Origin of the sequence: Klebsiella sp. SWET4 (assembly GCF_024296565.1) — a bacterium.
GTDB lineage: Bacteria > Pseudomonadota > Gammaproteobacteria > Enterobacterales > Enterobacteriaceae > Klebsiella > Klebsiella variicola.
The window spans coordinates 239091-262548 of the sequence record NZ_JANCOB010000005.1 but is presented as its reverse complement, the minus strand read 5'-3'; the positions used below and the strand labels follow the sequence as shown (position 1 = coordinate 262548).

The window sequence follows — 23458 nt, the reverse complement described above, 5'->3', positions numbered from 1 at the left end:
CCCAAACCCGGTTGATAACGAGTCCAGAACGGAAAAAAAGCATGTTACAGGTATACCTTGTTCGCCACGGTGAAACGCAGTGGAACGCCGAGCGACGTATTCAGGGTCAGTCCGATAGCCCGCTGACCGCACACGGTGAGCGCCAGGCCTGGCAGGTTGGCGAGCGCGCCAGAACGCTGGGGATCACCCATATTATTACCAGCGATCTGGGACGAACCCGCCGCACAGCAGAGATTATCGCCGAAGCCTGCGGCTGCAGCGTGATCGCCGATGCGCGTCTGCGCGAGCTGGATATGGGGGTGCTGGAGAAGCGCCATATCGACTCGCTCAGCGACGAAGAAGAGGGCTGGCGTCGCCAGCTGGTCAACGGCACGCCGGATGGCCGTATTCCGCAGGGCGAATCGATGCAGGAGCTCAGCGAGCGGATGCATGCGGCGCTGGCATCCTGTCTGGAATTACCGGCCGGTAGCCGACCGCTGCTGGTGAGTCATGGGATTGCGCTGGGCTGCCTGGTAAGCACGATTTTAGGGCTGCCGGCATACGCTGAGCGTCGTTTGCGACTGCGCAACTGCTCTATCTCGCGCGTTGACTATCAGCAAAGCCCGTGGCTGGCTTCCGGCTGGGTGGTGGAAACGGCGGGCGACGTCTCGCATCTTGACGCCCCCGCGATGGACGAGCTGCAGCGTTAACGACGAATCGGGATTAGATACTCGCAGCGTAACTGAATCGGCGTAGCCTGATCCCGGTTTTCATCTTCAGGGTAGAAGCGTTCAATATCCAGCCCCTTGCGACGGGTCAGGTTTAGCATCGGCATGCAGGTACCGTAGACCGTCAGGATGAATTCCTGCAGGCCGGTGCCCAGTCCTTCATACGTGAACATGACATACTCGCCGCCCTCCAGGGTGACCGGGTGGGCGTTCTGCAGATGACCATTAGCCATCTCCGGCGTCAACGCGGTGGTATAGAACACTTCCTGCTCATCGTCTTTCTCCAGGCTCGGACGCGGCTCATGCAGCCCGTAGAGCACCGGAGGGATCGACGGCGAATTGCCGAGGAAGTCCCGCCAGAACTGGACGCGCATCTGGTTGCGGAAATCGGAGATTTCCTCGAGCTTACAGGTATAGCTCTGGGTGACGCCGAGCAACTGAGTGGTGGGCAGGGCGACAAATTCATGTTTTGGCAGCGTGAATTCGCCAAGACGCAGCGGCGGACGCATACCGAACGAGCTCCAGTCCGGGGAGCGGCGGTAGAGCGCCGGCGTCAGCGAGAACTGCTTTTTAAATGCCCGGGTGAAGGTCTGCTGGGAGTCGAAACGGTACTGAAGCGCAATATCAAGGATTGGACGGGCGGTTAGACGTAATGCGACAGCAGATTTCGATAACCGGCGCGCGCGAATATAGGCACCGATGGCATGGCCGGTGACATCCTTAAACATTCGCTGTAAATGCCACTTGGAATAACCTGCCTTCGCCGCCACATTGTCCAGAGAAAGCGGCTGATCCAGGTGACCTTCCAGCCAGCTAAGGAGATCGCGAATAATCCCTGCTTGATCCATAAAATGTCCCCATCCTTAAACACAGGTGCCTGATATTAAAGTAGCGGATAATAGCATTTTTTGATGTTTTAGCATTCAGTGTTTTTTTTGCTTTTAAATGCGGAAGGTCAGTGGAGCTGAACGATAATTTTGTAAAGCTGTGATCTATAAACCTTTTCTGCTAAGTGCGTGATAATCACTCAGCTATATTTTTTAATAATGGTAACAATATGAAATACAAGAAGTTTGCGATGGGCCTGCTGCTGCTGGCCGGCTGTCAGATGGCTCAGGCGGAGCAGATTGGTTCCGTGGATACGGTCTTCAAATGGTTAGGGCCGGATCACAAAATTGTCGTCGAAGCCTTTGACGATCCGGATGTGCAGAACGTGACCTGCTATATCAGCCGGGCGAAAACCGGCGGGATCAAAGGCGGGTTGGGGCTGGCGGAAGATACCTCCGATGCGGCCATCTCCTGCCAGCAGGTCGGGCCGATTGAGCTGACGGACAAAATCAAAAACGGCAAAAGCCAGGGTGACGTGGTGTTCCAGAAGCGCACCTCGCTGGTGTTTAAAAAACTGCAGGTCGTGCGTTTCTATGATGCCAAGCGCAATGCGCTGGTCTATCTGACCTACTCGGATAAAGTGGTTGATGGCTCGCCGAAGAACGCCATCAGCGCCGTGCCGATCATGCCATGGAATAAATAAACGGGAGCGCGCATGCAGCAGCCACGGATTTGGTTAGTCGAGGATGAACAGAGTATCGCTGATACCCTGGTTTACATGCTGCAGCAGGAGGGCTTCCAGGTCATCGTCTTTGGCCGCGGGTTGCCCGCGCTGGAGGCGGCGGCGCATCAGGCGCCCGATGTCGCCATCCTTGACGTCGGCTTGCCGGATATCAGCGGCTTTGAGCTCTGTCGGCGTCTGCTGACGCGTTATCCGGCGCTGCCGGTGCTGTTTCTGACGGCGCGGAGCGACGAGGTCGATAAGCTGCTGGGGCTGGAAATCGGCGCTGACGATTATATCGCCAAGCCGTTTTCGCCGCGCGAAGTCTGCGCGCGGGTGCGAACCGTGCTGCGGCGACTGCAGAAGTTTGCCGCGCCTTCGCCGGTGGTGCGCGTCGGCGAGTTTGTGCTCGATGAGCAGGCGGCGTCGATAAGCTGGTTCGGCCAGCCGCTGAACCTGACGCGCTACGAATTCCTGCTGTTGAAAACCCTGCTTCACGCGCCTGGTCGCGTCTTCTCCCGTCAGCAATTGATGGAGCTGGTGTGGAGCGATGCCTGGGAAAGCCTCGACCGTACCGTCGATACCCATATCAAAACCCTGCGCGCCAAGCTGCGGGCCGTGAATCCCGAGGTTACGCCGATCAATACCCATCGCGGCATGGGCTACAGCCTGGGGCGTGGCTGATGCGTATCGGCATGCGCCTGCTGCTGGGCTATTTTCTTATCGTCGCTATCGCCGCGTGGTTTGTGCTGTCGATCTTTGTCCAGGAAGTGAAGCCAGGCGTGCGCGGGGCGACGGAGGGGACCCTCAACGATACCGCCACGCTGCTGGCGGCGCTGGCGCGTGAGGATCTGCTGGCGGCAAATCCGCAGCAGGGCAGGCTGGCTCAGGCCTTTCAACAGCTCAACCAGCAGCCGATCAACGCCCATATTGGCGGAATTAAAAAGGTGCGTAATGAGTACCGTGTCTATCTGACCGATGCCAGGGGCAAGGTAGTGTTTGACTCCAGCGGACAGGCGACAGGGCAGGACTATTCGCGCTGGAATGATGTCTGGCTCACCCTGCGCGGCCAGTACGGCGCGCGCAGTACGCGCAGCGATCCGCATGATGAAACCAGCTCAGTCATGTATATCGCCGCGCCAGTGATGGATAAGGGGCGGATTATCGGGGTGCTGAGCGTCGGTAAACCCAACCTGGCGATGACGCCGGTCATCAAGCGCAGCGAACGGCGGATCCTCTGGGCCGGCGGCGCCCTGCTGGGCATTGCGTTGTTGATTGGCGTCGGCGTCGTCTGGTGGATCAATTTCTCTATCGGCAAGCTGGTGCGCTATGCGGACTCGGTGACCGCTGAGCGCCCGCTGCCGCTGCCGGAGGTTGGCAGCAGCGAATTGCGCAAGCTGGCCCAGGCTCTGGAGAGCATGCGGGTAAAGCTCGAAGGTAAGAATGCCATCGAAAACTATGTCTATGACCTGACCCATGAACTGAAAAGCCCGCTGGCGGCCATCCGCGGCGCGGCGGAGATCCTGCGCGAAGGGCCGCCGCCTGAGGTAGCGGCGCGGTTTACTGATAATATCCTCGCGCAAAACACCCGGATGCAACTGCTGGTGGAGCGGCTGCTCCAGCAGGCGCGACTGGAAAGCCGGCTGGAGATAAAGCCGCAGCCGGTGTCGATAGATGCGCTATACCAACGGCTGACGGAGGAGCGTGACATCGCTCTGGCGGCGAAAGCTATCACCCTGCGCTGGCGGGAGAGTGGGATGCTGGTCAATGGCGATGGCGAGCTGCTGGCCCAGGCGCTGGGTAATCTGCTCGACAACGCGATTGACTTTACCCCCAAGGGCGGCGAGATCGCCCTGGCTGCGGAGAAGCGAAATGAAGAGGTGCAATTGAGCGTTATCGACAACGGGTGCGGTATTCCGGACTATGCCCTGGAACGAATCTTTGAGCGATTCTACTCGCTACCGCGCGAAGACGGCCATAAGAGCAGCGGCCTGGGACTGGCGTTCGTTCGTGAAGTCGCGCGCCTGCATCACGGCGATATCAATCTGCACAATCGGCCCGAAGGCGGCGTGGTGGCCACGCTGCGACTTCACCGTCCCTTCACATAGCTTCAAATTCCCCCCACATAGCCGCTCTACAGTGAGGCCATCACGATAGGGAGAAAGGCTATGTTGAAATCACCGTTATTCTGGAAAATCACCACGTTAATCGGTTGTGTTGTGCTGTTATCTTTGCCGTTAATGATGGTCAGGGAGCTTATTAATGAGCGGGCGGATTATCGTAGCGAAGTGGTGGACGCCATTGAGCAAAGCACCAGTGGTTCGCAAAAACTTGCCGGGCCGCTGATCGCTATTCCGATAACCGAGACCCTGACCCGCATGGAGAACCAAAAAGAGGTCAACTATCAGCGGAGCTGGGTGTATTACTGGCTGCCGGAGTCGCTGGCGGTCACCGGCAAACAGACCGTGGAGTCGAGGAGGGTGGGCATCTACAGCGGCCAGGTCTGGCATAACGCCTTGCAGATTAAGGCCTCGTTTGATCCGCTGCGTCTGGCGGCGCTGAGAAAAACGAATATCGTCTTAGGCCAGCCGCGGCTGGTGGTGAGCGTCGGCGATGCCCGCGGTATTGGCGCCATCCATGCCCCGGAGGTCAACGGTAACGTATTAAGCGTGGAGCCGGGGCTGGGGATAAGCGGCGATGGCGCAGGTATTCATATGCCAATGCCTGCGCTGGCGGAGGACAACAAGCCGCTTGAGATTGCCTTTTCACTCGATCTGAACGGGACGGGAGAGTTTTCACTGGTGCCGATCGGGCGTAACAGCGAGCTGCAGTTAACCAGTAACTGGCCGCATCCCGGCTTTCTCGGCAGCTTCCTGCCAACGCAACGGGAAGTGAGTGCTGCCGGCTATCGCGCCCACTGGCAAAGCAGCTGGTTCGCCAACGATATGGGGAGCTATTTTAAGGATGATATGGAGATCCCGTGGTCGCGACTGCCGGCGTTCAGTGCCGATGTGATGTCGCTTGCCGACCAGTACCAGCTAACCGATCGGGCGACAAAATATGCCATCCTGTTAATCGGGCTCACCTTTATGGCCTTTTTCGTGTTCGAGAGCCTGACCCGTCGTCCCCTGCATCCGATGCAATATCTGCTGGTGGGCCTGTCGCTGGTGCTGTTTTACCTGGTGCTGCTGGCGCTCTCGGAGCACGTTGGGTTTACCGCCGCGTGGCTGGCGGCCAGCCTGTCCGGCGCGGTGATGAACGGGGTCTATTTACAGGCAGTGCTCAGGGGATGGCGTAACAGCCTGCTGTTTGTCGCCGCGCTGCTACTGCTGGATGGGGTGATGTGGTTTCTGCTGCATTCCGAGGACAGCGCGCTACTGCTGGGTACCGGGGTACTGGTACTGGCGCTGAGCGTCCTGATGTTTTTGACCCGCCGGGTGGACTGGTATGCGTTATCGTTACCGAAAGGCAGTGCGCCCCCGCCGCCGGCTGCCGATGACGACAAGCTGCGCCTCTGGAAAGAGTGACGACATAAAAAAACGGCGCCCTGAGGCGCCGTTTTCACATCATGGCTGCGGAATAAAACGCATTATTCCTGCAGATCGCCACAGAAACGGTAGCCTTCACCGTGAATGGTGGCGATGATTTCCGGGGTATCCGGAGTGGATTCGAAGTGTTTACGAATCCGACGAATGGTCACGTCAACGGTACGGTCATGCGGCTTCAGCTCACGACCGGTCATTTTCTTCAGCAGCTCGGCGCGAGACTGAATTTTGCCCGGGTTTTCGCAGAAGTGCAGCATCGCGCGGAATTCACTGCGTGGCAGCTTGTACTGCTCGCCGTTCGGGCTCACCAGTGAGCGGCTGTTGATATCGAGTTCCCAACCATTGAACTTGTAGCTCTCCACGCTGCGGCGCTCTTCGCTCACGGTACCGAGATTCATGGTACGGGAGAGCAGGTTGCGCGCGCGGATGGTCAGCTCACGCGGGTTAAACGGTTTAGTGATATAGTCGTCAGCGCCGATTTCGAGGCCAAGGATCTTATCCACTTCGTTGTCGCGGCCGGTTAAGAACATCAGCGCGACGTCAGCCTGCTCACGCAACTCGCGCGCCAGCAGAAGACCATTTTTACCCGGCAGGTTGATATCCATGATTACCAGGTTGATATCATTTTCAGACAGGATCTGATGCATTTCCGCGCCATCGGTCGCTTCGAATACATCGTAACCTTCTGCTTCGAAAATACTTTTTAACGTGTTGCGTGTTACCAACTCGTCTTCAACGATAAGAATGTGCGGGGTCTGCATGTTTGCTACCTAAATTGCCAACTAAATCGAAACAGGAAGTACCAAAGTCCCTGACCTGCCTGCTGCATGTCGCAAATTAACATGCGCGGCGTAACATGACTAAAGTACGTAATTGCGTTCTTGATGCACTTTCCATCAACGTCAACAACATCATTAGCTTGGTCGTGGGTACTTTCCCTCTGGACCCGACGGTGTCAAAAACGGCTGTCATCCTAACCATTTTAACAGCAACATAACAGGCTAAGAGAGGCCGAACACCCAATAAAACTACGCTTCGTTGACATATATCAAGTTCAATTGTAGCACGTTAACAGTCTTGTGAAATCATTGCATCGTCATGCTCTTTATAGTCACAATCCTTACACAGCTCAACTAGTTGCGTGGATAAATTAATAAATACAGTGAATCCAATGCATGGAACGATGGCTCAGATGAAATTTCATTGCCCATCATATGGATAAATGGGTTCTGTTAACATACTCCTCGTCATGGCCTCCTGAGAACAGTTTAGATTTTTTTATGGGTTAGCAAACGCAATTTTAGTGATTTTTGTTGCAAATTTGTAAATTTTCACCGCGTAAAATGGTGGGGCCAGCGCTTCGCCAACGCCTGAGAGAGAGAAAGAAACCGCAATGCGTTTAACGATTATTTTAGTCGCCCCAGCCCGGGCAGAAAACGTCGGTGCCGCTGCCAGAGCAATGAAAACGATGGGATTTCGCGATCTCAGGATCGTGGACAGTGAAGCCCACCTGGCGCCAGCGGCACGCTGGGTGGCGCATGGCTCAGGTGACATCCTCGATGGCGTCACTACCTATCCAACCCTTGCTGCGGCGCTGCACGACGTCGATTTTACCGTCGCCACCACCGCCCGCAGTCGCGCGCGGTTTCACTACTACGCCACGCCGCAGCAACTGTTGCCGCTGCTGGAGGAGAAGGCGCAGTGGATGACGCACGCGGCGCTGGTTTTTGGCCGTGAAGACTCCGGGTTGAGCAATGAGGAGCTGGCCCTGGCCGATGTGCTCACCGGCGTGCCGATGGTAGCGGATTATCCATCGCTCAATCTCGGCCAGTCGGTGATGGTCTACTGTTATCAATTAGCATCGCTTATACAACAAACGGCCCCCGCCGCCGCCGCGGCAGATCATCATCAGCTGCAGGCATTACGCATCCGCACCGAGGCATTGCTTTCGCGTTTAGGCGTGGAAGAGGATGCCAAACTGGCCGACTGGCTGGCGCAACGAATGGGGCTGCTGCAGCAGCGCGACACGGCAATGTTGCATCGATTGCTGCATGATATTGAAAAAAACCTGCCAGAATAAAGATCTGTCATATTTTTTGTTTATAGTTATCTGTGCTGTTTTTGTGGGCTGAATTCCGCCGAACTGGATGTTTTTTCTTGCCATGACGGCGCAATACGTAAGCTGGCTGAAATGGGGTTAATTGAGAAATTCATTGACTTAAGAAGGCAGATACTTTAACCAATATAGGCAGGACACACAGACAGATAAAAATACAGAGTACACAACATCCATGAATCGCATCGGCATGATTACCACCATTATCACCACCACCATTACCACAGGTAACGGTGCGGGCTGACGCGTACAGGAAACACAGAAAAAAGCCCGCACCTGAACAGTGCGGGCTTTTTTTTTGACAAGAGATCAAGGGGTAAGAACCATGCGAGTGTTGAAGTTCGGCGGTACATCAGTGGCAAATGCGGAACGTTTTCTGCGGGTTGCCGATATTCTGGAGAGTAATGCCAGGCAGGGGCAGGTAGCGACCGTACTGTCTGCCCCGGCGAAGATCACCAACCACCTGGTGGCGATGATTGAAAAAACGATCGGTGGCCAGGATGCCCTCCCGAATATTACCGACGCTGAACGCATTTTTGCCGAACTTCTTCAGGGCCTTGCCGATGCGCAGCCCGCTTTCCCGCTTGCCCAGCTGAAAGCCTTCGTTGAGCAGGAATTTGCTCAGATTAAGCATGTCCTGCACGGCATCAGCCTGCTGGGCCAGTGCCCGGACGGAGTGAATGCCGCGCTGATCTGCCGTGGCGAAAAGCTCTCCATCGCCATCATGGCGGGTCTGCTGGAAGCCCGTGGACATAAAGTCAGTGTGATTAACCCGGTCGAAAAACTGCTCGCCGTGGGCCACTATCTGGAATCCACCGTCGATATCGCCGAATCCACCCGCCGCATTGCCGCCAGCCAGATCCCGGCAGACCATATGATCCTGATGGCCGGATTTACCGCCGGCAATGAGAAGGGCGAACTGGTGGTGCTGGGGCGTAACGGCTCCGACTATTCGGCGGCGGTACTGGCCGCCTGCCTGCGCGCGGACTGTTGCGAAATCTGGACCGATGTCGACGGGGTGTATACCTGCGATCCCCGCCAGGTGCCAGATGCGCGCCTGCTGAAATCAATGTCTTATCAGGAGGCGATGGAGCTCTCCTACTTTGGCGCGAAAGTGCTGCATCCGCGCACCATTGCCCCTATCGCTCAGTTTCAGATCCCATGCCTGATCAAAAATACCGGCAACCCGCAGGCGCCGGGAACGCTCATCGGCGCCAGTCGCGATGAAGACGACCTGCCGGTGAAAGGCATCTCTAACCTCAACAATATGGCGATGTTCAACGTCTCCGGTCCGGGGATGAAAGGTATGGTCGGCATGGCGGCACGCGTCTTCGCCACCATGTCCCGCGCTGGCATCTCGGTGGTATTGATCACCCAATCCTCTTCGGAGTACAGCATCAGTTTCTGCGTGCCGCAGAGCGATTGCGCGCGTGCCAAACGGGCGATGGAAGATGAGTTTTATCTCGAGCTGAAAGAGGGGCTGCTGGAGCCGCTGGCCATTATGGAGCGTCTGGCCATCATCTCCGTGGTGGGCGACGGGATGCGTACCCTGCGCGGTATCTCGGCGAAATTTTTTGCGGCGCTGGCCCGCGCCAATATCAATATCGTGGCGATTGCCCAGGGCTCTTCCGAGCGCTCTATTTCGGTGGTGGTCAGCAATGACGACGCCACCACCGGCGTGCGCGTGACCCATCAGATGCTGTTCAACACCGACCAGGTGATTGAAGTGTTTGTCATCGGCGTCGGCGGCGTCGGCGGCGCGCTGCTGGAGCAGATCAAGCGCCAGCAGGGATGGCTGAAGAACAAACATATCGATCTGCGCGTCTGCGGTGTAGCCAATTCTCAGGCGCTGCTGACCAGCGTTCATGGCCTGAATCTGGAGAACTGGAGTGAAGCGCTGGCTGAGGCGAAAGAGCCGTTTAATCTTGGCCGTCTGATCCGCCTGGTGAAAGAGTACCACCTGCTCAATCCGGTGATCGTCGACTGTACCTCCAGCCAGGCGGTCGCCGATCAGTACGCCGACTTCCTGCGCGAAGGTTTCCATGTGGTGACGCCGAACAAAAAGGCCAATACCTCTTCGCTGGATTACTATCACCAGCTGCGCCATGCGGCCAGCAGCTCGCGCCGTAAGTTCCTCTATGACACTAACGTTGGCGCTGGCCTGCCGGTGATTGAGAACCTGCAGAACCTGCTCAACGCCGGCGATGAGCTGCGCCACTTCTCCGGGATCCTTTCCGGCTCTCTGTCCTTTATCTTCGGCAAGCTGGACGAGGGGGTGAGTTTCTCAGCCGCGACGGCGCTGGCCCGTGAGATGGGGTATACCGAGCCGGATCCGCGCGACGATTTATCCGGGGTGGATGTCGCGCGTAAACTGTTGATTCTGGCCCGTGAGACCGGGCGTGAACTGGAGCTGTCGGACATTATCGTCGAGTCGGCGCTGCCAGCGGACTTCGACGCCAGCGGCGACGTCGAAACCTTTATGGCCCGTCTGCCCTCGCTGGACGATGGGTTTGCCTCGCGGGTTGCTAAGGCACGTGATGAAGGTAAAGTCTTGCGCTACGTCGGTAACATCGAAGAGGATGGTACCTGCCGCGTGAAAATTGCCGCCGTTGACGGCAACGATCCGTTATTCAAAGTCAAAAATGGTGAGAACGCGCTGGCCTTTTACAGCCACTATTATCAGCCACTGCCGCTGGTGCTGCGCGGCTATGGCGCCGGGAACGACGTCACGGCGGCCGGCGTATTTGCCGACCTGCTGCGCACCTTGTCCTGGAAGTTAGGAGTTTAAGATGGTCAAAGTATATGCCCCGGCTTCCAGTGCCAATATGAGCGTCGGGTTTGATGTGTTGGGCGCGGCGGTCACGCCGGTGGATGGCACGCTGCTGGGCGATAACGTCACTGTTGAAGCGGCAGAGCAATTCAGTCTGCACAATCTGGGACGCTTCGCCAGCAAACTGCCGACGGCGCCGCAGGAAAACATTGTTTATCAGTGCTGGGAAAGCTTTTGCCGGGAGATCGGTAAGACGGTACCGGTGACGATGACCCTGGAAAAAAACATGCCGATCGGCTCCGGGCTCGGCTCCAGCGCCTGCTCGGTGGTCGCCGCGCTGGTGGCCATGAACGAGTTCTGCGGTAAGCCGCTCAACGAGACGCGGATGCTGGCGCTGATGGGGGAGATGGAAGGGCGTATCTCCGGCAGCATTCACTACGATAACGTGGCGCCGTGCTATCTTGGCGGCATGCAGTTGATGATCGAAGAGAACGGGATTATCAGCCAGCAGGTGCCGGGGTTTGATGAGTGGCTGTGGGTGTTGGCCTATCCGGGGATTAAAGTATCCACTGCAGAAGCGCGGGCGATTCTGCCGGCACAATACCGCCGCCAGGATTGTATCGCCCATGGTCGCCACCTCGCGGGCTTTATTCATGCCTGCTACACCCGCCAGCCGCAGCTGGCGGCAAAATTGATGAAAGATGTCATTGCCGAACCGTACCGTACCAAACTGTTGCCGGGCTTTAGCGAAGCGCGCCAGGCGACAATGGAGATCGGTGCGCAGGCTTGCGGCATCTCCGGCTCTGGCCCGACGCTGTTTGCGTTGTGTGATAAACCGGACACCGCACAGCGCGTCGCCGACTGGCTTGGCGCGCACTATCTGCAGAATCAGGAAGGCTTTGTTCATATTTGCCGGCTGGACACGGCGGGCGCACGCGTAGTGGGATAACCAATGAAACTGTATAACTTAAAAGATCATAACGAGCAGGTCAGCTTTGCGCAGGCCGTCACCCAGGGACTTGGCAAGCATCAGGGTCTGTTCTTTCCGCACGATCTGCCGGAATTCAGCCTGACTGAAATCGACGACATGCTGGCGCAGGATTTTGTCACCCGCAGCGCCAAAATTTTATCGGCCTTTATCGGCGATGAGATCCCGCAGGATGTCCTGCAGCAGCGGGTGCGCGCAGCGTTTGCGTTCCCGGCGCCAGTAAGCAAGGTTCAGGACGATGTCGGCTGCCTGGAGCTGTTCCACGGCCCGACGCTGGCGTTTAAAGATTTTGGCGGCCGCTTTATGGCGCAGATGCTGACCCATATCGCCGGCGATAAGCCGGTCACCATTCTCACCGCAACCTCTGGCGACACCGGGGCGGCGGTGGCGCATGCCTTCTACGGTCTGCCGAACGTCAAGGTCGTGATCCTCTATCCGCGCGGTAAGATCAGCCCGCTGCAGGAGAAGCTGTTCTGTACCCTCGGCGGCAACATTGAAACCGTGGCGATTGATGGCGACTTTGATGCCTGCCAGGCGCTGGTGAAGCAGGCGTTTGACGATGAAGAGCTGAAGGCCACGCTGGGGCTCAACTCGGCTAACTCCATCAACATCAGCCGCCTGCTGGCGCAGATCTGCTACTACTTCGAAGCGGCGGCGCAGCTGCCGCAGGAAGCTCGCAATCAGCTGGTGATTTCCGTGCCAAGCGGCAACTTCGGCGATCTGACCGCTGGTCTGCTGGCCAAGTCGCTGGGTCTGCCGATTAAGCGCTTTATTGCCGCCACCAACGCGAACGACACCGTTCCCCGTTATCTGCAGGGCGGCGAGTGGGCGCCAAAAGCCACCCAGGCGACGCTGTCTAACGCCATGGACGTCAGCCAGCCGAACAACTGGCCGCGCGTCGAGGAGCTGTTCCGCCGTAAAATCTGGCGCCTGAGCGAGCTGGGTTACGCCGCGGTCGATGATGAGACCACCAAAGCGGCGATGCGCGAGCTGAAGGCCATCGGCTACATCTCTGAGCCGCACGCGGCGATTGCCTGGCGCGCGCTGCGCGATCAGCTGCAGCCGGGAGAGTACGGCTTGTTCCTCGGCACCGCGCATCCGGCGAAGTTTAAAGAGAGCGTGGAAGAGATCCTGCAGGAAACCCTGCCGCTGCCGAAGGAGTTGGCCGACCGTGCCGACCTGCCGCTGCTGTCCCACAATCTGCCGGCGGATTTCGCCGCGCTGCGTAAGCTGATGATGGGTTAAGCCAGGCAATAATATCGGCAACCTGATCGATCAAACCGGGCAGCTATTGCCCGGTTTTTATATTTAAAGCACCTTTTCCATATCAAAAAACTTCTCTCCATTAAATTCCCCACACTATTTTATTGTCAGCGCACTGCTTTTATTGCAAACTCGTTTCCGGATTGTCCTCTTTGCAGGGTATTTTCACTGGATTATCTTTTTTATTTATTATTTCATGTTGGTTATATTTATGCTGCTGATTTTATTATGATGCGGCTATAGATATAATTTGTTATAGATGCATTGTTAATGCACAAGGTTTTCAAGGAGGAAACATGCGTATTTTATCTCTTCTCTTCGTGGTGTTCGCTTTAATCGGGTGCTCCGGAACAACGATTGGCGGTAATGAAGATAAATTAACGCCAGCCTATCTGAAACAACATCTCATTGTCGGGAAAACCACCAAAGCCGAGGTTCGTCAGTATTTTGGTGCCCCGGATTCTGGTCATACGACGGTGACGGCGTCGGGTAAAGAGAGCTGGTATTATTCAGTAGATAAAGGGATCAACCTGGTCAGCCTCGCGGGTTCCATGATCCCGGTAACCGGGGCATCGCAAGCTGCCGATGCGGTCGATAAGTCCAGCCAAAAAGATTCGAACTCGTTGATGATTTTCTTCGATGAAAAAGGCGTAGTGGAAAACTGGGTGCGTTAAAATAAGTAATAATCTGTTTAATTATATTGAAAAGGGGAATGACTCCCCTTTTTTTACCGTAACGTGTTACTGCTCGTGGCGTTTAAACACCAGCTCACCTTTCTCCGAGGCGTCCGCATCAAAGAAATAGCCTTCGCTATTAAAGGCTTTGAGCTGCTCCGGCTGGGTTAAGCGGTTTTCGATAATGTAGCGACTCATCAGACCGCGCGCCTTTTTCGCATAGAAGCTGATCACTTTGAATTTACCGTTTTTCTCATCGAGGAAGACCGGCTTGATCAGCTGACCCTGCAATTTTTGCGTTTTCACCGATTTAAAATACTCATCGGAAGCCAGATTGATGACGATATCGTCGCCCTGAGCCTGCAGCGCCTGATTCAGCTTCTCGGTAATGGTCTCGCCCCAGAACTGGTACAGATCTTTGCCGCGCGGGTTTTCCAGACGGATCCCCATCTCCAGGCGGTAGGGCTGCATCAGGTCCAGCGGGCGCAGCACGCCATACAGGCCGGAGAGCATGCGCAGGTGTCGCTGGGCGAAGTCAAAGTCGTCCTCGGTGAGCGTCTCTGCCTGCAGGCCGGTGTAGACATCGCCCTTAAAGGCAAGGATCGCCTGGCGGGCATTTTGCGGCGTAAAGTCAGGATGCCAGTCGTGGAAACGGGTGGCGTTCAGATCCGCCAGCTTATCGCTAATGCTCATTAGCTTGCCGATTTGCGGCGCGGTCAGCTTACGAGCGATGCCGATAAGCTGTTGAGAATACTCGAGGAGTTCGGGCTGGGTATAGCGAGTCGTTGCCAGCGGGCTTTGATAATCGAGCGTTTTAGCAGGTGAAATCAGAATCAGCATATCCAGTCCTTGCAGGTAATTTCGACGAATTTTAACAAAAAAAGTGCATGGTGGGATCGATAGCTGCGATTGCCGCGCTATTCGCGCGGCAGTTCATTCCAGGCGCCCGGGGCCAGTTGCTGGTGAATATCCGGGTAGCGGGCGGCATCGAAAGTGGGCTGGATACCCAGCCGCCGCTGGCGCAGATAATCGCTGGCGATAATCCGCACCGTCGGGGAAAGCAGCAGGATGGCCGTCAGGTTGGTCATCGCCATCAGCGCCATGATGATATCCGCACTCTGCCAGACGACAGGCAGGCTAACCAGGGTTCCCAGCAGCACCATCAGGACGGTGAGTAATCGCAGCCCCCAGATGTAGCGAGGCTTATCCAGACGCAGAAAGACCAGATTATTTTCCGCATACACGTAGTTGGCCACAATAGAGCTAAAGGCGAACAGCAGCACGATGAGGGCGATAAAATCGGCTCCCCAGCCGCCGACCAGCACGCTCATCGCATGTTGCAAGTCCTGAATGCCATTGAGCGTATATTCATTGTCGGGGCGCGGCGCCAGCATGACGATAATCGCGCTGGCAGTACAGATCACGATGGTATCGATAAACACGCCAATCATCTGCACGATCCCCTGCGCTGCCGGGTGCGGCGGCCAGGAGGCGGCGGCCGCGGCGGCGTTAGGCGAAGAACCCATCCCTGCTTCATTGGAGAACATGCCGCGCTGGAAGCCACTGGTCAGTGCCTGGCTGATGGAGTAGCCCACCGCGCCGGCGGCGGCTTCCTGCCAGCCGAAGGCGCAGCGAAAGATGGTGGCAAAAATGGTCGGCAGGGCGGTGACGTGCCACAGGCCGATGAGCAGACTGGTGGCGATCCACAGCAGCGCCATGATGGGCACCAGCCACTGCATCAGGCGCGCCACGCCGCGCAGGCCACGGAGAATGGCCAGGAAAACGAAAATGGCCAGCACGCCGCCGCTGACTGCCGCTGGCAGATCGAACGCATAGTGCAGGGCATGGGCCACCGAGTTGGCCTGCACGGTATTAAAGATAAATCCATAGGCCAGCAGCAGAAGGATCGAAAACAGGACACCCATCCAGCGCATGCCGAGACCGCGCGCCATATACCACGCCGGGCCGCCGCGAAACTGTCCCTGGCTGTCGCGCTCTTTGTATAGTTGCGCAAGAGAACACTCAGCGAAGCTGCTGGCCATGCCGAGCAGGGCGGAAACCCACATCCAGAATACGGCCCCAGGCCCGCCGGCAGCGATCGCCAGCGTCACCCCGGCAAGGTTGCCGCTGCCGACCCGGGCGGCAAGACTGGTACAGAGCGCCTGGAAGGACGTTAAACCGCCCGGCTGCGGGTGCAGGCTTTTTTTCAGACTGCGGCCGAATTTGCGCACGTAACGGAACTGAATACCCCGGGTTTGCCAGCTAAACCAGATCCCCGCCCCCAGTAACAGATAAATCATCACTGAGCCCCAGAGTATTTCATTGATAAATGAGAGAAAATCAGGCATTAAACATCCTCTTGTCCATGCCGGTACGCTTGTGTAAGCGTTACCAATTAAGTGACAATCCTTTCGCTTTCAGCAAATTAAGCGGCACAGTTTATCACACTCTGCGCTCTTCTCTCGTCGGCGGTTGCGCTGACCCGGCAGCGTGTTATCATCTGGGCAGACCGGTTACATCCCCTTAACTGCTGTTTAAGAGAAATATATCATGACGGATAAATTAACTTCTCTGCGTCAGTACACCACTGTCGTCGCTGACACCGGAGATATTGCGGCAATGAAGCTGTATCAGCCTCAGGATGCCACCACCAACCCTTCCCTGATTCTCGGCGCGGCTCAGATCCCTGAGTACCGTAAGCTGATTGATGACGCTGTGGCCTGGGCACGTAGCCAGAGCAGCGATCGCGCACAGCAGATCCTCGATGCTTCCGACAAGCTGGCGGTGAACATCGGTCTCGAAATCCTGAAACTGATCCCGGGCCGTATTTCCACTGAAGTGGATGCACGCCTCTCCTATGATACTGAAGCGTCTATCGCGAAAGCCAAGCGCATCATCAAGCTGTATAACGACGCGGGCATCAGCAACGATCGTATACTTATCAAGCTGGCTTCCACCTGGCAGGGCATTCGCGCCGCTGAACAGCTGGAAAAAGAAGGCATCAACTGTAACCTGACGCTGCTGTTCTCCTTCGCTCAGGCTCGCGCTTGCGCCGAAGCGGGCGTCTTCCTGATTTCGCCGTTTGTTGGCCGTATCCTCGACTGGTACAAAGCCAACACCGACAAGAAAGAGTACGCGCCGGCAGAAGATCCGGGCGTGGTTTCCGTCAGCGAAATCTACGAATACTACAAGCAGCACGGCTATGAAACCGTGGTGATGGGCGCCAGCTTCCGTAATGTTGGCGAAATCCTGGAACTGGCCGGCTGTGACCGCCTGACCATCGCCCCGGCGCTGCTGAAAGAGCTGTCTGAAAGCGAAGGCGCCGTTGAGCGTAAACTGGTTTATACCGGCGAAGTGAAAGCGCGTCCGGAACGTATTACCGAATCTGAGTTCCTGTGGCAGCATAACCAGGATCCGATGGCGGTAGACAAACTGGCGGAAGGTATCCGTAAGTTTGCGATCGACCAGGAAAAACTGGAAAAAATGATCGGCGAACTGCTGTAATCCCGCAGGTGGCCGACGCCCGTCGGCCACATTACACTGTCTGTCCCGCCTCCGGCAGTGTATCATTTCGTTTAACGCCACAGTTTGAACGGAATAACCATGAATACCTTACGAATCGGCTTAGTTTCCATCTCCGATCGCGCCTCCAGCGGCGTCTATCAGGATAAAGGCATCCCGGCACTGGAAGAGTGGCTGGCGCGTGCCCTCACCACCCCTTTCGAACTGCAAACCCGCCTGATTCCGGATGAGCAGGTGATCATTGAGCAAACGCTGTGCGAACTGGTTGACGAGATGGGGTGCCATCTGGTGCTGACCACCGGCGGAACCGGCCCTGCGCGTCGCGATGTGACGCCTGACGCAACGCTGGCGATTGCCGATCGCGAGATGCCGGGCTTCGGCGAGCAAATGCGCCAGGTTAGCCTACACTTTGTGCCGACGGCTATCCTTTCCCGGCAGGTCGGGGTGATCCGCAAGCAGGCGTTGATCCTCAACCTTCCCGGACAACCGAAAGCGATTCAGGAGACCCTGGAAGGGGTAAAAGATGCTGACGGCAAGGTACTGGTGCACGGTATTTTTGCAAGTGTACCTTATTGTGTACAGTTGCTGGAGGGGCCTTATGTGGAAACCGATGGCCGTGTGGTAGAAGCATTTCGTCCTAAGAGCGCCAGGCGCGAAACTTTATCCTGAATTTAATGCATTTGTGACATAACCTGCATCGCTGATGGTGTGCCGTTTTATTTACGATATAGTGCTGTTTACTTTACACGCTATAAATCACGCTGCACACCTCAGGATGAAATCGCGTTATGTCATATGCAAACCGACCGCTAAACCGCCAGGATTATAAAACGCTGACGCTGGCCGCCCTGGGCGGCGCGCTGGAGTTTTATGACTTTATCATTTTCGTTTTCTTTGCCGCCGTCGTCGGTGAGCTCTTCTTTCCCGCAGATATTCCCGAATGGCTCCGTCAGGTACAAACCTTTGGCATTTTCGCCGCCGGTTATCTGGCGCGCCCGCTGGGGGGGATCATCATGGCCCACTTTGGCGATCTGGTGGGACGCAAGAAAATGTTCACCCTCAGCATCCTGCTGATGGCGCTGCCGACCCTGGCGATTGGCCTGCTGCCAACCTATAGCTCGGTGGGCATCGTCGCGCCGTTGCTGTTACTGCTGATGCGTATTCTGCAGGGGGCGGCGATCGGCGGGGAAGTTCCTGGCGCCTGGGTGTTTGTCGCCGAGCATGTCCCGGAAAAACGCATTGGTATCGCCTGCGGTACGCTGACGGCCGGCCTGACGGTTGGCATTCTGTTGGGGTCGGTGGTGGCGACGCTTATCAACACCAGCCTGACGCCGCAGGGGATCCACGACGGCGGCTGGCGGATCCCCTTCCTGCTGGGCGGTGTATTTGGTCTGATTGCGATGTATCTGCGTCGCTGGCTGCAGGAGACGCCGATTTTTCTTGAGATGCAGCAGCGTAAAGCGCTGGCGCAGGAGCTGCCGGTAAAAGCAGTAGCGCTGAAGCACCAGAAGGCGGTGGTGATCTCTATGCTGCTGACCTGGCTGCTGTCGGCAGGCGTGGTGGTGGTGATCCTGATGTCGCCGGTCTGGCTGCAGAAACACTATGGCTTCGCGCCGGCGATTACCCTGCAGGCCAATAGCATCGCCACGATTATGTTGTGCATCGGCTGTCTGCTCGCCGGGCTGGCGGCGGATCGCTTTGGCGCCAGCCGGACTTTCATCGTCGGCAGCCTGCTGCTGGCGGTTGCCAGCTGGGCATTTTACCACCTGTCCGGCGCCAGCCCGCAGCGGCTGTTTCTGCTCTACGGCACGGTGGGGCTCTGCGTCGGGGTGGTAGGGGCGGTGCCTTATGTCATGGTGCGGGCCTTCCCGGCTGAAGTGCGCTTCACCGGCATCTCATTTTCCTACAACCTGTCGTACGCGATCTTTGGCGGCCTGACGCCGATTGCGGTCACCATGCTGATGGGCGTGTCGCCGATGGCGCCAGCCTGGTATGTGCTGGCCCTCTCGCTGATGGGGCTAGGATTAGGTATCTGGCTGCGTCAGGGGATGACGGCGTCGGCGGGATTGCCGGAAGGGGAACTGCAGCGTTGAGTCTGGTTTACCGATGATGACCTGCCGCCGCCCTGTGACAGGACGGCGGCGGACGATTAACGTGGTTCGCCGATCGGCAGCACGGTGCGGCCGAACTGCTCGTTCAGCACTTCACCCATCGCCAGGTAAATAGCGCTGGCGCCACAAACCAGGCCGACCCAGCCAGCGACTTTCACAATGCCTTCGTTATCCACCAGATGACCAATCGCCAGCAGCGCCAACAACACGGTCAGGCTCAGGAAGACAAACTGCAGCATGCGGGCTGCTTTCAGGGTGCCAAAGAACATAAACAGGGTAAAGACGCCCCACAGGCCGAGGTACATGCCGAGGAAGTGCGCGTTCGGCGCTTCCGCCAGACCCATTTTCGGCATCAGGAGGATAGCCACCAGCGTCAGCCAGAAGCTGCCGTAGGAGGTAAAAGCGGTTAAGCCAAAGGTGTTGCCTTTCTTGTATTCAAGCAGGCCGGCAAAAATTTGCGCAATGCCGCCGTAAAAAATGCCCATCGCCAGGATAGCTACATCGAATGCGAACAGGCCGCTATTCGCCAGGTTAAGCAGAATAGTGGTCATGCCGAAGCCCATAAGGCCCAGCGGTGCCGGATTAGCCAACTTAGTGTTGCCCATAATTCCTCAAAATTATCATTAAAAGGGAAGCATTACCCCGCGACTTGGCGGCGGGGCGCGGCATAATAATGAGGCGCTGAAGGGCTGTCTATGATCTGGCGGGGTATTTTTCACCAATTTCTGTTGCGCCCGACGGCGGCTGGATCATTTGCCGTAAACAGGCAATATGCAGGACCGCAGGGATGGTGACCCGGTAAGCGCTGCCGCTCACCGCTTTGACGCTGTTCAGCGCGGCGCCGAGCGGCCCGCCCAGCCCGGCGCCGCGCACCAGACCATGACCAATAACGCTTACGGCGGCATGGGTGCGCAGAATGGCGGTTAAGCGCTCGTCCAGCAACAGGGCGACCCCTTCGCTTAGCTTGCGGTGCCTCAGCAGATGGGGCAACAGATTTTCCAGCTCATGGCTCCGGCAATCCACCGCGGCAAGAAATTGTGCCTTTTGCTCCGCATCCAGCTTATTCCAGCTGTGCTGCAGGAAATGTTCCAGTAACTGCTGTTCGATCTGCGGCGTCGTCATCTGTTTGTCGACCTTCGCCTTCAGCCGTTTACACACATCCAGCAGGATCGCGCGATAAAATTTGCCGTGGCGGCGTAGGGTGTTGGCGATGCTGTCGCCGCCAAAATGCTGTAGCTCTCCGGCAATCAGCTGCCAGTTGCGGCGATAGCGTTCAGGGTGGCCCTCCATTGCTAAAAAGGTCTCGTTGCGCAGCAGCGTGCTGGAGAGACGGGGTTTGCCGTTTTCGCCGTGGGTCAGAATACGGGTAAAAGCTTCCAGATGCGCCTCGCTGCACTCAGGAAGAAAGGCCAGATCGTCATCTGCCAGATAGTTAATATGCATAAATCATCCCTCCTCAGGATAACGAGGTTAGTCGTCGCCGATAATTTTTAATGAGGCCATATCTGAGGAGTGGACCGTGTGGCCGGAGAAGGCGATTTTCTTCACACAGCGTTTGCTGTCGTTATCGCTATTGATGTTGATCCAGCCGGAGGTGCTGCCCTCTCTTATCCCGGCGGGGACGTTCAGCGTATGGCTGGCGCCGCGGCTGGCCTTAAAGTAGACCGTCGCCCCGGAGAGCTGTACATCGCCGCGCTCGGCGCTGAGCTGAATGCGTTTGACGACCCGACAGACCGGGAGTTTCAGCGTCAGGTCGTTGGTTTCATTGCGCGGCATGGCTACCACACCGAGGATTTTATGGTCGTTGGCGGCCGCCGAGGTGATAAACGATAAGCCGAGGATAAGTCCCGCGGAAATCCGGAATAGTGGTTTCATCAATCTGTCCCCTGAATAAGTAAAGTGCGACGGCGAGGGATATTATCACCAGGGGCGTGGGGCCATTAGCGCGCAAGTATTGCGGGTTATGTCAATGATATTATGAATATATTTTGTTTTCACATTCATCATTTATATATGCATTTCGCTGCCTCTTTTGGCGCCTGACAATGTCGCTCGGGACGCTTTTCACGACTCAGGTCGGGGCCCGGTGCAAAAAATTTTTAGGCTTGCCCCTTGATGCCGGGGTGGGCGACCCCATCTTGTAGTCAACCGCAGTGAAGAACCTGAAAAAAAATGATGTCTGGGCAGTTGAAACCGCACGTTTCGCCCTTATTACAGGTTCACAACCACATGTTGATCGAATTTTTAGTGGAGACGTTTAGATGGGTAAAATTATTGGTATCGACCTGGGTACTACCAACTCTTGTGTAGCGATTATGGATGGCACTACTGCACGCGTGCTGGAGAACGCCGAAGGCGATCGCACCACGCCTTCTATCATTGCCTATACCCAGGATGGTGAAACTCTGGTTGGTCAGCCGGCTAAACGTCAGGCAGTGACAAACCCGCAAAACACCCTGTTTGCGATTAAACGCCTGATTGGCCGCCGCTTCCAGGACGAAGAAGTTCAGCGTGACGTTTCTATCATGCCATACAAAATTGTTGCCGCAGACAATGGCGACGCATGGCTGGATGTGAAAGGCACCAAAACTGCACCGCCGCAGATCTCTGCTGAAGTGCTGAAAAAAATGAAGAAAACGGCTGAAGATTACCTGGGTGAACCGGTAACTGAAGCGGTTATCACCGTACCGGCTTACTTCAACGATGCGCAGCGTCAGGCAACCAAAGATGCCGGCCGTATCGCCGGTCTGGAAGTCAAACGTATCATCAACGAACCAACCGCGGCCGCGCTGGCTTACGGTCTGGATAAAGAAGTCGGTAACCGCACTATCGCGGTATACGACCTCGGTGGTGGTACTTTCGATATCTCTATTATCGAAATCGACGAAGTTGACGGCGAGAAAACCTTTGAAGTACTGGCGACCAACGGTGACACCCACCTGGGCGGTGAAGACTTCGATACGCGTCTGATCAACTACCTCGTTGATGAGTTCAAGAAAGATCAGGGCATTGACCTGCGTAACGACCCGCTGGCCATGCAGCGCCTGAAAGAAGCCGCTGAGAAAGCGAAGATTGAACTGTCTTCTGCTCAGCAGACCGACGTTAACCTGCCGTATATCACTGCAGATGCGACCGGTCCGAAACACATGAATATCAAAGTGACTCGCGCGAAACTGGAAAGCCTGGTAGAAGACCTGGTTAACCGTTCCATCGAGCCGCTGAAAGTGGCCCTGCAGGATGCCGGTCTGTCCGTTTCCGATATCAACGACGTGATCCTCGTTGGTGGTCAGACTCGTATGCCGATGGTGCAGAAAAAAGTCGCTGAGTTCTTCGGTAAAGAGCCGCGTAAAGACGTTAACCCGGATGAAGCTGTGGCGATCGGCGCAGCGGTTCAGGGTGGTGTACTGACGGGTGATGTGAAAGACGTTCTGCTGCTGGACGTAACCCCGCTGTCGCTGGGTATCGAAACCATGGGCGGCGTGATGACAGTGCTTATCAACAAAAACACCACTATCCCGACCAAGCACAGCCAGGTGTTCTCTACTGCAGAAGACAACCAGTCTGCGGTAACCATCCATGTGCTGCAGGGTGAGCGTAAACGCGCGTCTGATAACAAATCACTGGGTCAGTTCAACCTGGATGGTATTAACCCGGCGCCGCGCGGTATGCCGCAGATCGAAGTCACCTTCGACATCGATGCTGACGGTATCCTGCACGTTTCCGCGAAAGACAAAAACAGCGGTAAAGAGCAGAAGATCACCATCAAGGCGTCTTCCGGTCTGAATGAAGAAGAAATTCAGAAAATGGTTCGCGAAGCAGAAGCTAACGCCGAATCTGACCGTAAGTTCGAAGAGCTGGTACAGACCCGTAACCAGGGTGACCATCTGCTGCACAGCACTCGTAAGCAGGTTGAAGAAGCAGGCGATAAACTGCCGGCTGATGACAAAACCGCTATCGAGTCTGCGCTGACTGCGCTGGAAACTTCCCTGAAAGGCGAAGACAAAGCGGACATCGAAGCGAAAATGCAGGCGCTGGCGCAGGCTTCTCAGAAGCTGATGGAAATTGCTCAGCAGCAGCACGCTCAGCAGCAGGCGGGTTCCGCTGACGCTCAGGCGAGCAACGCGAAAGACGACGATGTTGTCGACGCTGAGTTCGAAGAAGTGAAAGATAAAAAATAATCGCCCTTTGAACGGGTAAAACACTGGCACGGGCG

Annotated in this window: 23 protein-coding genes and 1 other annotated feature; of the genes, 16 read left to right on the top strand and 7 right to left on the bottom strand. The window is 56.4% G+C overall.

Annotation, left to right across the window (positions count from 1 at the left end; translation table 11 throughout):
- Positions 1-41 precede the first annotated feature (41 nt).
- Positions 42-689, top strand: a complete 648-nt coding sequence (gene gpmB / locus NKJ21_RS14385; RefSeq protein ID WP_008807516.1) for a 2,3-diphosphoglycerate-dependent phosphoglycerate mutase GpmB — start codon at positions 42-44, stop codon at positions 687-689.
- Here gpmB and robA read toward each other — a convergent pair.
- Positions 686-1555: an MDR efflux pump AcrAB transcriptional activator RobA gene (gene robA, locus NKJ21_RS14380; RefSeq protein WP_008807515.1), complete on the bottom strand. Its 870-nt coding sequence runs from the start codon at positions 1553-1555 to the stop codon at positions 686-688. The two genes, gpmB and robA, sit on opposite strands and share 4 nt — an antisense overlap.
- A 209-nt stretch (positions 1556-1764) precedes the next feature.
- Here robA and creA point away from each other — a divergent pair, with 209 nt between their 5' ends.
- The 4 genes from creA to creD are packed head-to-tail and all read left to right on the top strand — an operon-like array spanning position 1765 to position 5783.
- Complete coding sequence (creA, locus tag NKJ21_RS14375; protein WP_012542917.1) at positions 1765-2238, top strand: protein CreA; 474 nt, start codon at positions 1765-1767, stop codon at positions 2236-2238.
- Between the two features lie 12 nt (positions 2239-2250).
- Positions 2251-2940 (top strand): two-component system response regulator CreB, encoded by a 690-nt coding sequence (gene creB, locus NKJ21_RS14370; RefSeq protein WP_239270613.1) that lies wholly within the window; start codon positions 2251-2253, stop codon positions 2938-2940.
- Positions 2940-4364, top strand: coding sequence for a two-component system sensor histidine kinase CreC (creC, locus tag NKJ21_RS14365; protein WP_023339560.1), 1425 nt, complete (start codon positions 2940-2942; stop codon positions 4362-4364). Before creB ends, creC begins: the two co-directional genes overlap by 1 nt.
- 60 nt (positions 4365-4424) lie before the next feature.
- Positions 4425-5783: a cell envelope integrity protein CreD gene (gene creD / locus NKJ21_RS14360; RefSeq protein ID WP_172602413.1), complete on the top strand. Its 1359-nt coding sequence runs from the start codon at positions 4425-4427 to the stop codon at positions 5781-5783.
- Positions 5784-5845: 62 nt separating this feature from the next.
- Here the strand turns inward: creD and arcA are convergent, their stop codons facing one another.
- Positions 5846-6562 carry a two-component system response regulator ArcA gene (arcA, locus tag NKJ21_RS14355; protein ID WP_002887843.1) on the bottom strand — a complete coding sequence of 239 codons (717 nt, stop codon included), beginning with the start codon at positions 6560-6562 and terminating at the stop codon, positions 5846-5848.
- Positions 6563-6657: 95 nt separating this feature from the next.
- On the opposite strand from arcA, the gene yjjY reads away from it, so the two are divergent.
- The 7 genes from yjjY to NKJ21_RS14320 all read left to right on the top strand — a co-directional run bounded on the left by yjjY (position 6658) and on the right by NKJ21_RS14320 (position 13612).
- Positions 6658-6798 carry a protein YjjY gene (yjjY, locus tag NKJ21_RS14350; protein WP_001541509.1) on the top strand — a complete coding sequence of 47 codons (141 nt, stop codon included), beginning with the start codon at positions 6658-6660 and terminating at the stop codon, positions 6796-6798.
- A gap of 396 nt (positions 6799-7194) precedes the next feature.
- Positions 7195-7881, top strand: a complete 687-nt coding sequence (locus NKJ21_RS14345) for a tRNA/rRNA methyltransferase (protein WP_049011151.1) — start codon at positions 7195-7197, stop codon at positions 7879-7881.
- 211 nt (positions 7882-8092) lie between these two features.
- Positions 8093-8161: a thr operon leader peptide gene (thrL, locus tag NKJ21_RS14340; protein WP_004222578.1), complete on the top strand. Its 69-nt coding sequence runs from the start codon at positions 8093-8095 to the stop codon at positions 8159-8161.
- Positions 8100-8217 (top strand) — a sequence feature (Thr leader region). (Overlaps the previous gene by 62 nt.)
- 25 nt (positions 8218-8242) lie before the next feature.
- Entirely contained in the window at positions 8243-10705 is a 2463-nt protein-coding gene (thrA, locus tag NKJ21_RS14335) for a bifunctional aspartate kinase/homoserine dehydrogenase I (RefSeq protein WP_012542913.1), read from the top strand.
- Between the two features lies 1 nt (position 10706).
- Positions 10707-11636: a homoserine kinase gene (thrB, locus tag NKJ21_RS14330; RefSeq protein ID WP_008807508.1), complete on the top strand. Its 930-nt coding sequence runs from the start codon at positions 10707-10709 to the stop codon at positions 11634-11636.
- Between the two features lie 3 nt (positions 11637-11639).
- On the top strand, positions 11640-12920 hold the full coding sequence (gene thrC / locus NKJ21_RS14325; protein ID WP_008807507.1) for a threonine synthase: 1281 nt from the start codon (positions 11640-11642) through the stop codon (positions 12918-12920).
- A gap of 314 nt (positions 12921-13234) precedes the next feature.
- Positions 13235-13612, top strand: a complete 378-nt coding sequence (locus NKJ21_RS14320) for a hypothetical protein (RefSeq protein WP_008807506.1) — start codon at positions 13235-13237, stop codon at positions 13610-13612.
- Between the two features lie 66 nt (positions 13613-13678).
- Here the strand turns inward: NKJ21_RS14320 and yaaA are convergent, their stop codons facing one another.
- Both yaaA and NKJ21_RS14310 read right to left on the bottom strand, forming a co-directional pair.
- Positions 13679-14452 carry a peroxide stress protein YaaA gene (gene yaaA, locus NKJ21_RS14315; RefSeq protein WP_049157636.1) on the bottom strand — a complete coding sequence of 258 codons (774 nt, stop codon included), beginning with the start codon at positions 14450-14452 and terminating at the stop codon, positions 13679-13681.
- 77 nt (positions 14453-14529) lie between these two features.
- Complete coding sequence (locus tag NKJ21_RS14310) at positions 14530-15960, bottom strand: sodium:alanine symporter family protein (RefSeq protein ID WP_044613398.1); 1431 nt, start codon at positions 15958-15960, stop codon at positions 14530-14532.
- A 202-nt stretch (positions 15961-16162) separates the two neighbouring features.
- Here NKJ21_RS14310 and tal point away from each other — a divergent pair, with 202 nt between their 5' ends.
- From tal to NKJ21_RS14295, 3 genes are all read left to right on the top strand, one after another.
- Positions 16163-17116, top strand: coding sequence for a transaldolase (gene tal / locus NKJ21_RS14305; RefSeq protein WP_004204228.1), 954 nt, complete (start codon positions 16163-16165; stop codon positions 17114-17116).
- A 99-nt stretch (positions 17117-17215) separates the two neighbouring features.
- Positions 17216-17803 (top strand): molybdopterin adenylyltransferase, encoded by a 588-nt coding sequence (gene mog / locus NKJ21_RS14300; protein ID WP_008807503.1) that lies wholly within the window; start codon positions 17216-17218, stop codon positions 17801-17803.
- 119 nt (positions 17804-17922) lie between these two features.
- Positions 17923-19227 (top strand): MFS transporter, encoded by a 1305-nt coding sequence (locus tag NKJ21_RS14295; protein WP_016160273.1) that lies wholly within the window; start codon positions 17923-17925, stop codon positions 19225-19227.
- A gap of 56 nt (positions 19228-19283) precedes the next feature.
- Here the strand turns inward: NKJ21_RS14295 and satP are convergent, their stop codons facing one another.
- The 3 genes from satP to NKJ21_RS14280 form a co-directional block, all read right to left on the bottom strand.
- Positions 19284-19850, bottom strand: a complete 567-nt coding sequence (satP, locus tag NKJ21_RS14290; protein ID WP_239270614.1) for an acetate uptake transporter — start codon at positions 19848-19850, stop codon at positions 19284-19286.
- 88 nt (positions 19851-19938) lie between these two features.
- Positions 19939-20688 (bottom strand): acidic protein MsyB, encoded by a 750-nt coding sequence (gene msyB / locus NKJ21_RS14285; RefSeq protein ID WP_008807500.1) that lies wholly within the window; start codon positions 20686-20688, stop codon positions 19939-19941.
- 27 nt (positions 20689-20715) lie between these two features.
- Positions 20716-21120 (bottom strand): DUF2541 family protein, encoded by a 405-nt coding sequence (locus tag NKJ21_RS14280; RefSeq protein ID WP_023339565.1) that lies wholly within the window; start codon positions 21118-21120, stop codon positions 20716-20718.
- A 386-nt stretch (positions 21121-21506) separates the two neighbouring features.
- Here NKJ21_RS14280 and dnaK point away from each other — a divergent pair, with 386 nt between their 5' ends.
- Positions 21507-23423, top strand: a complete 1917-nt coding sequence (dnaK, locus tag NKJ21_RS14275) for a molecular chaperone DnaK (RefSeq protein ID WP_254732954.1) — start codon at positions 21507-21509, stop codon at positions 23421-23423.
- Positions 23424-23458 lie beyond the last annotated feature (35 nt).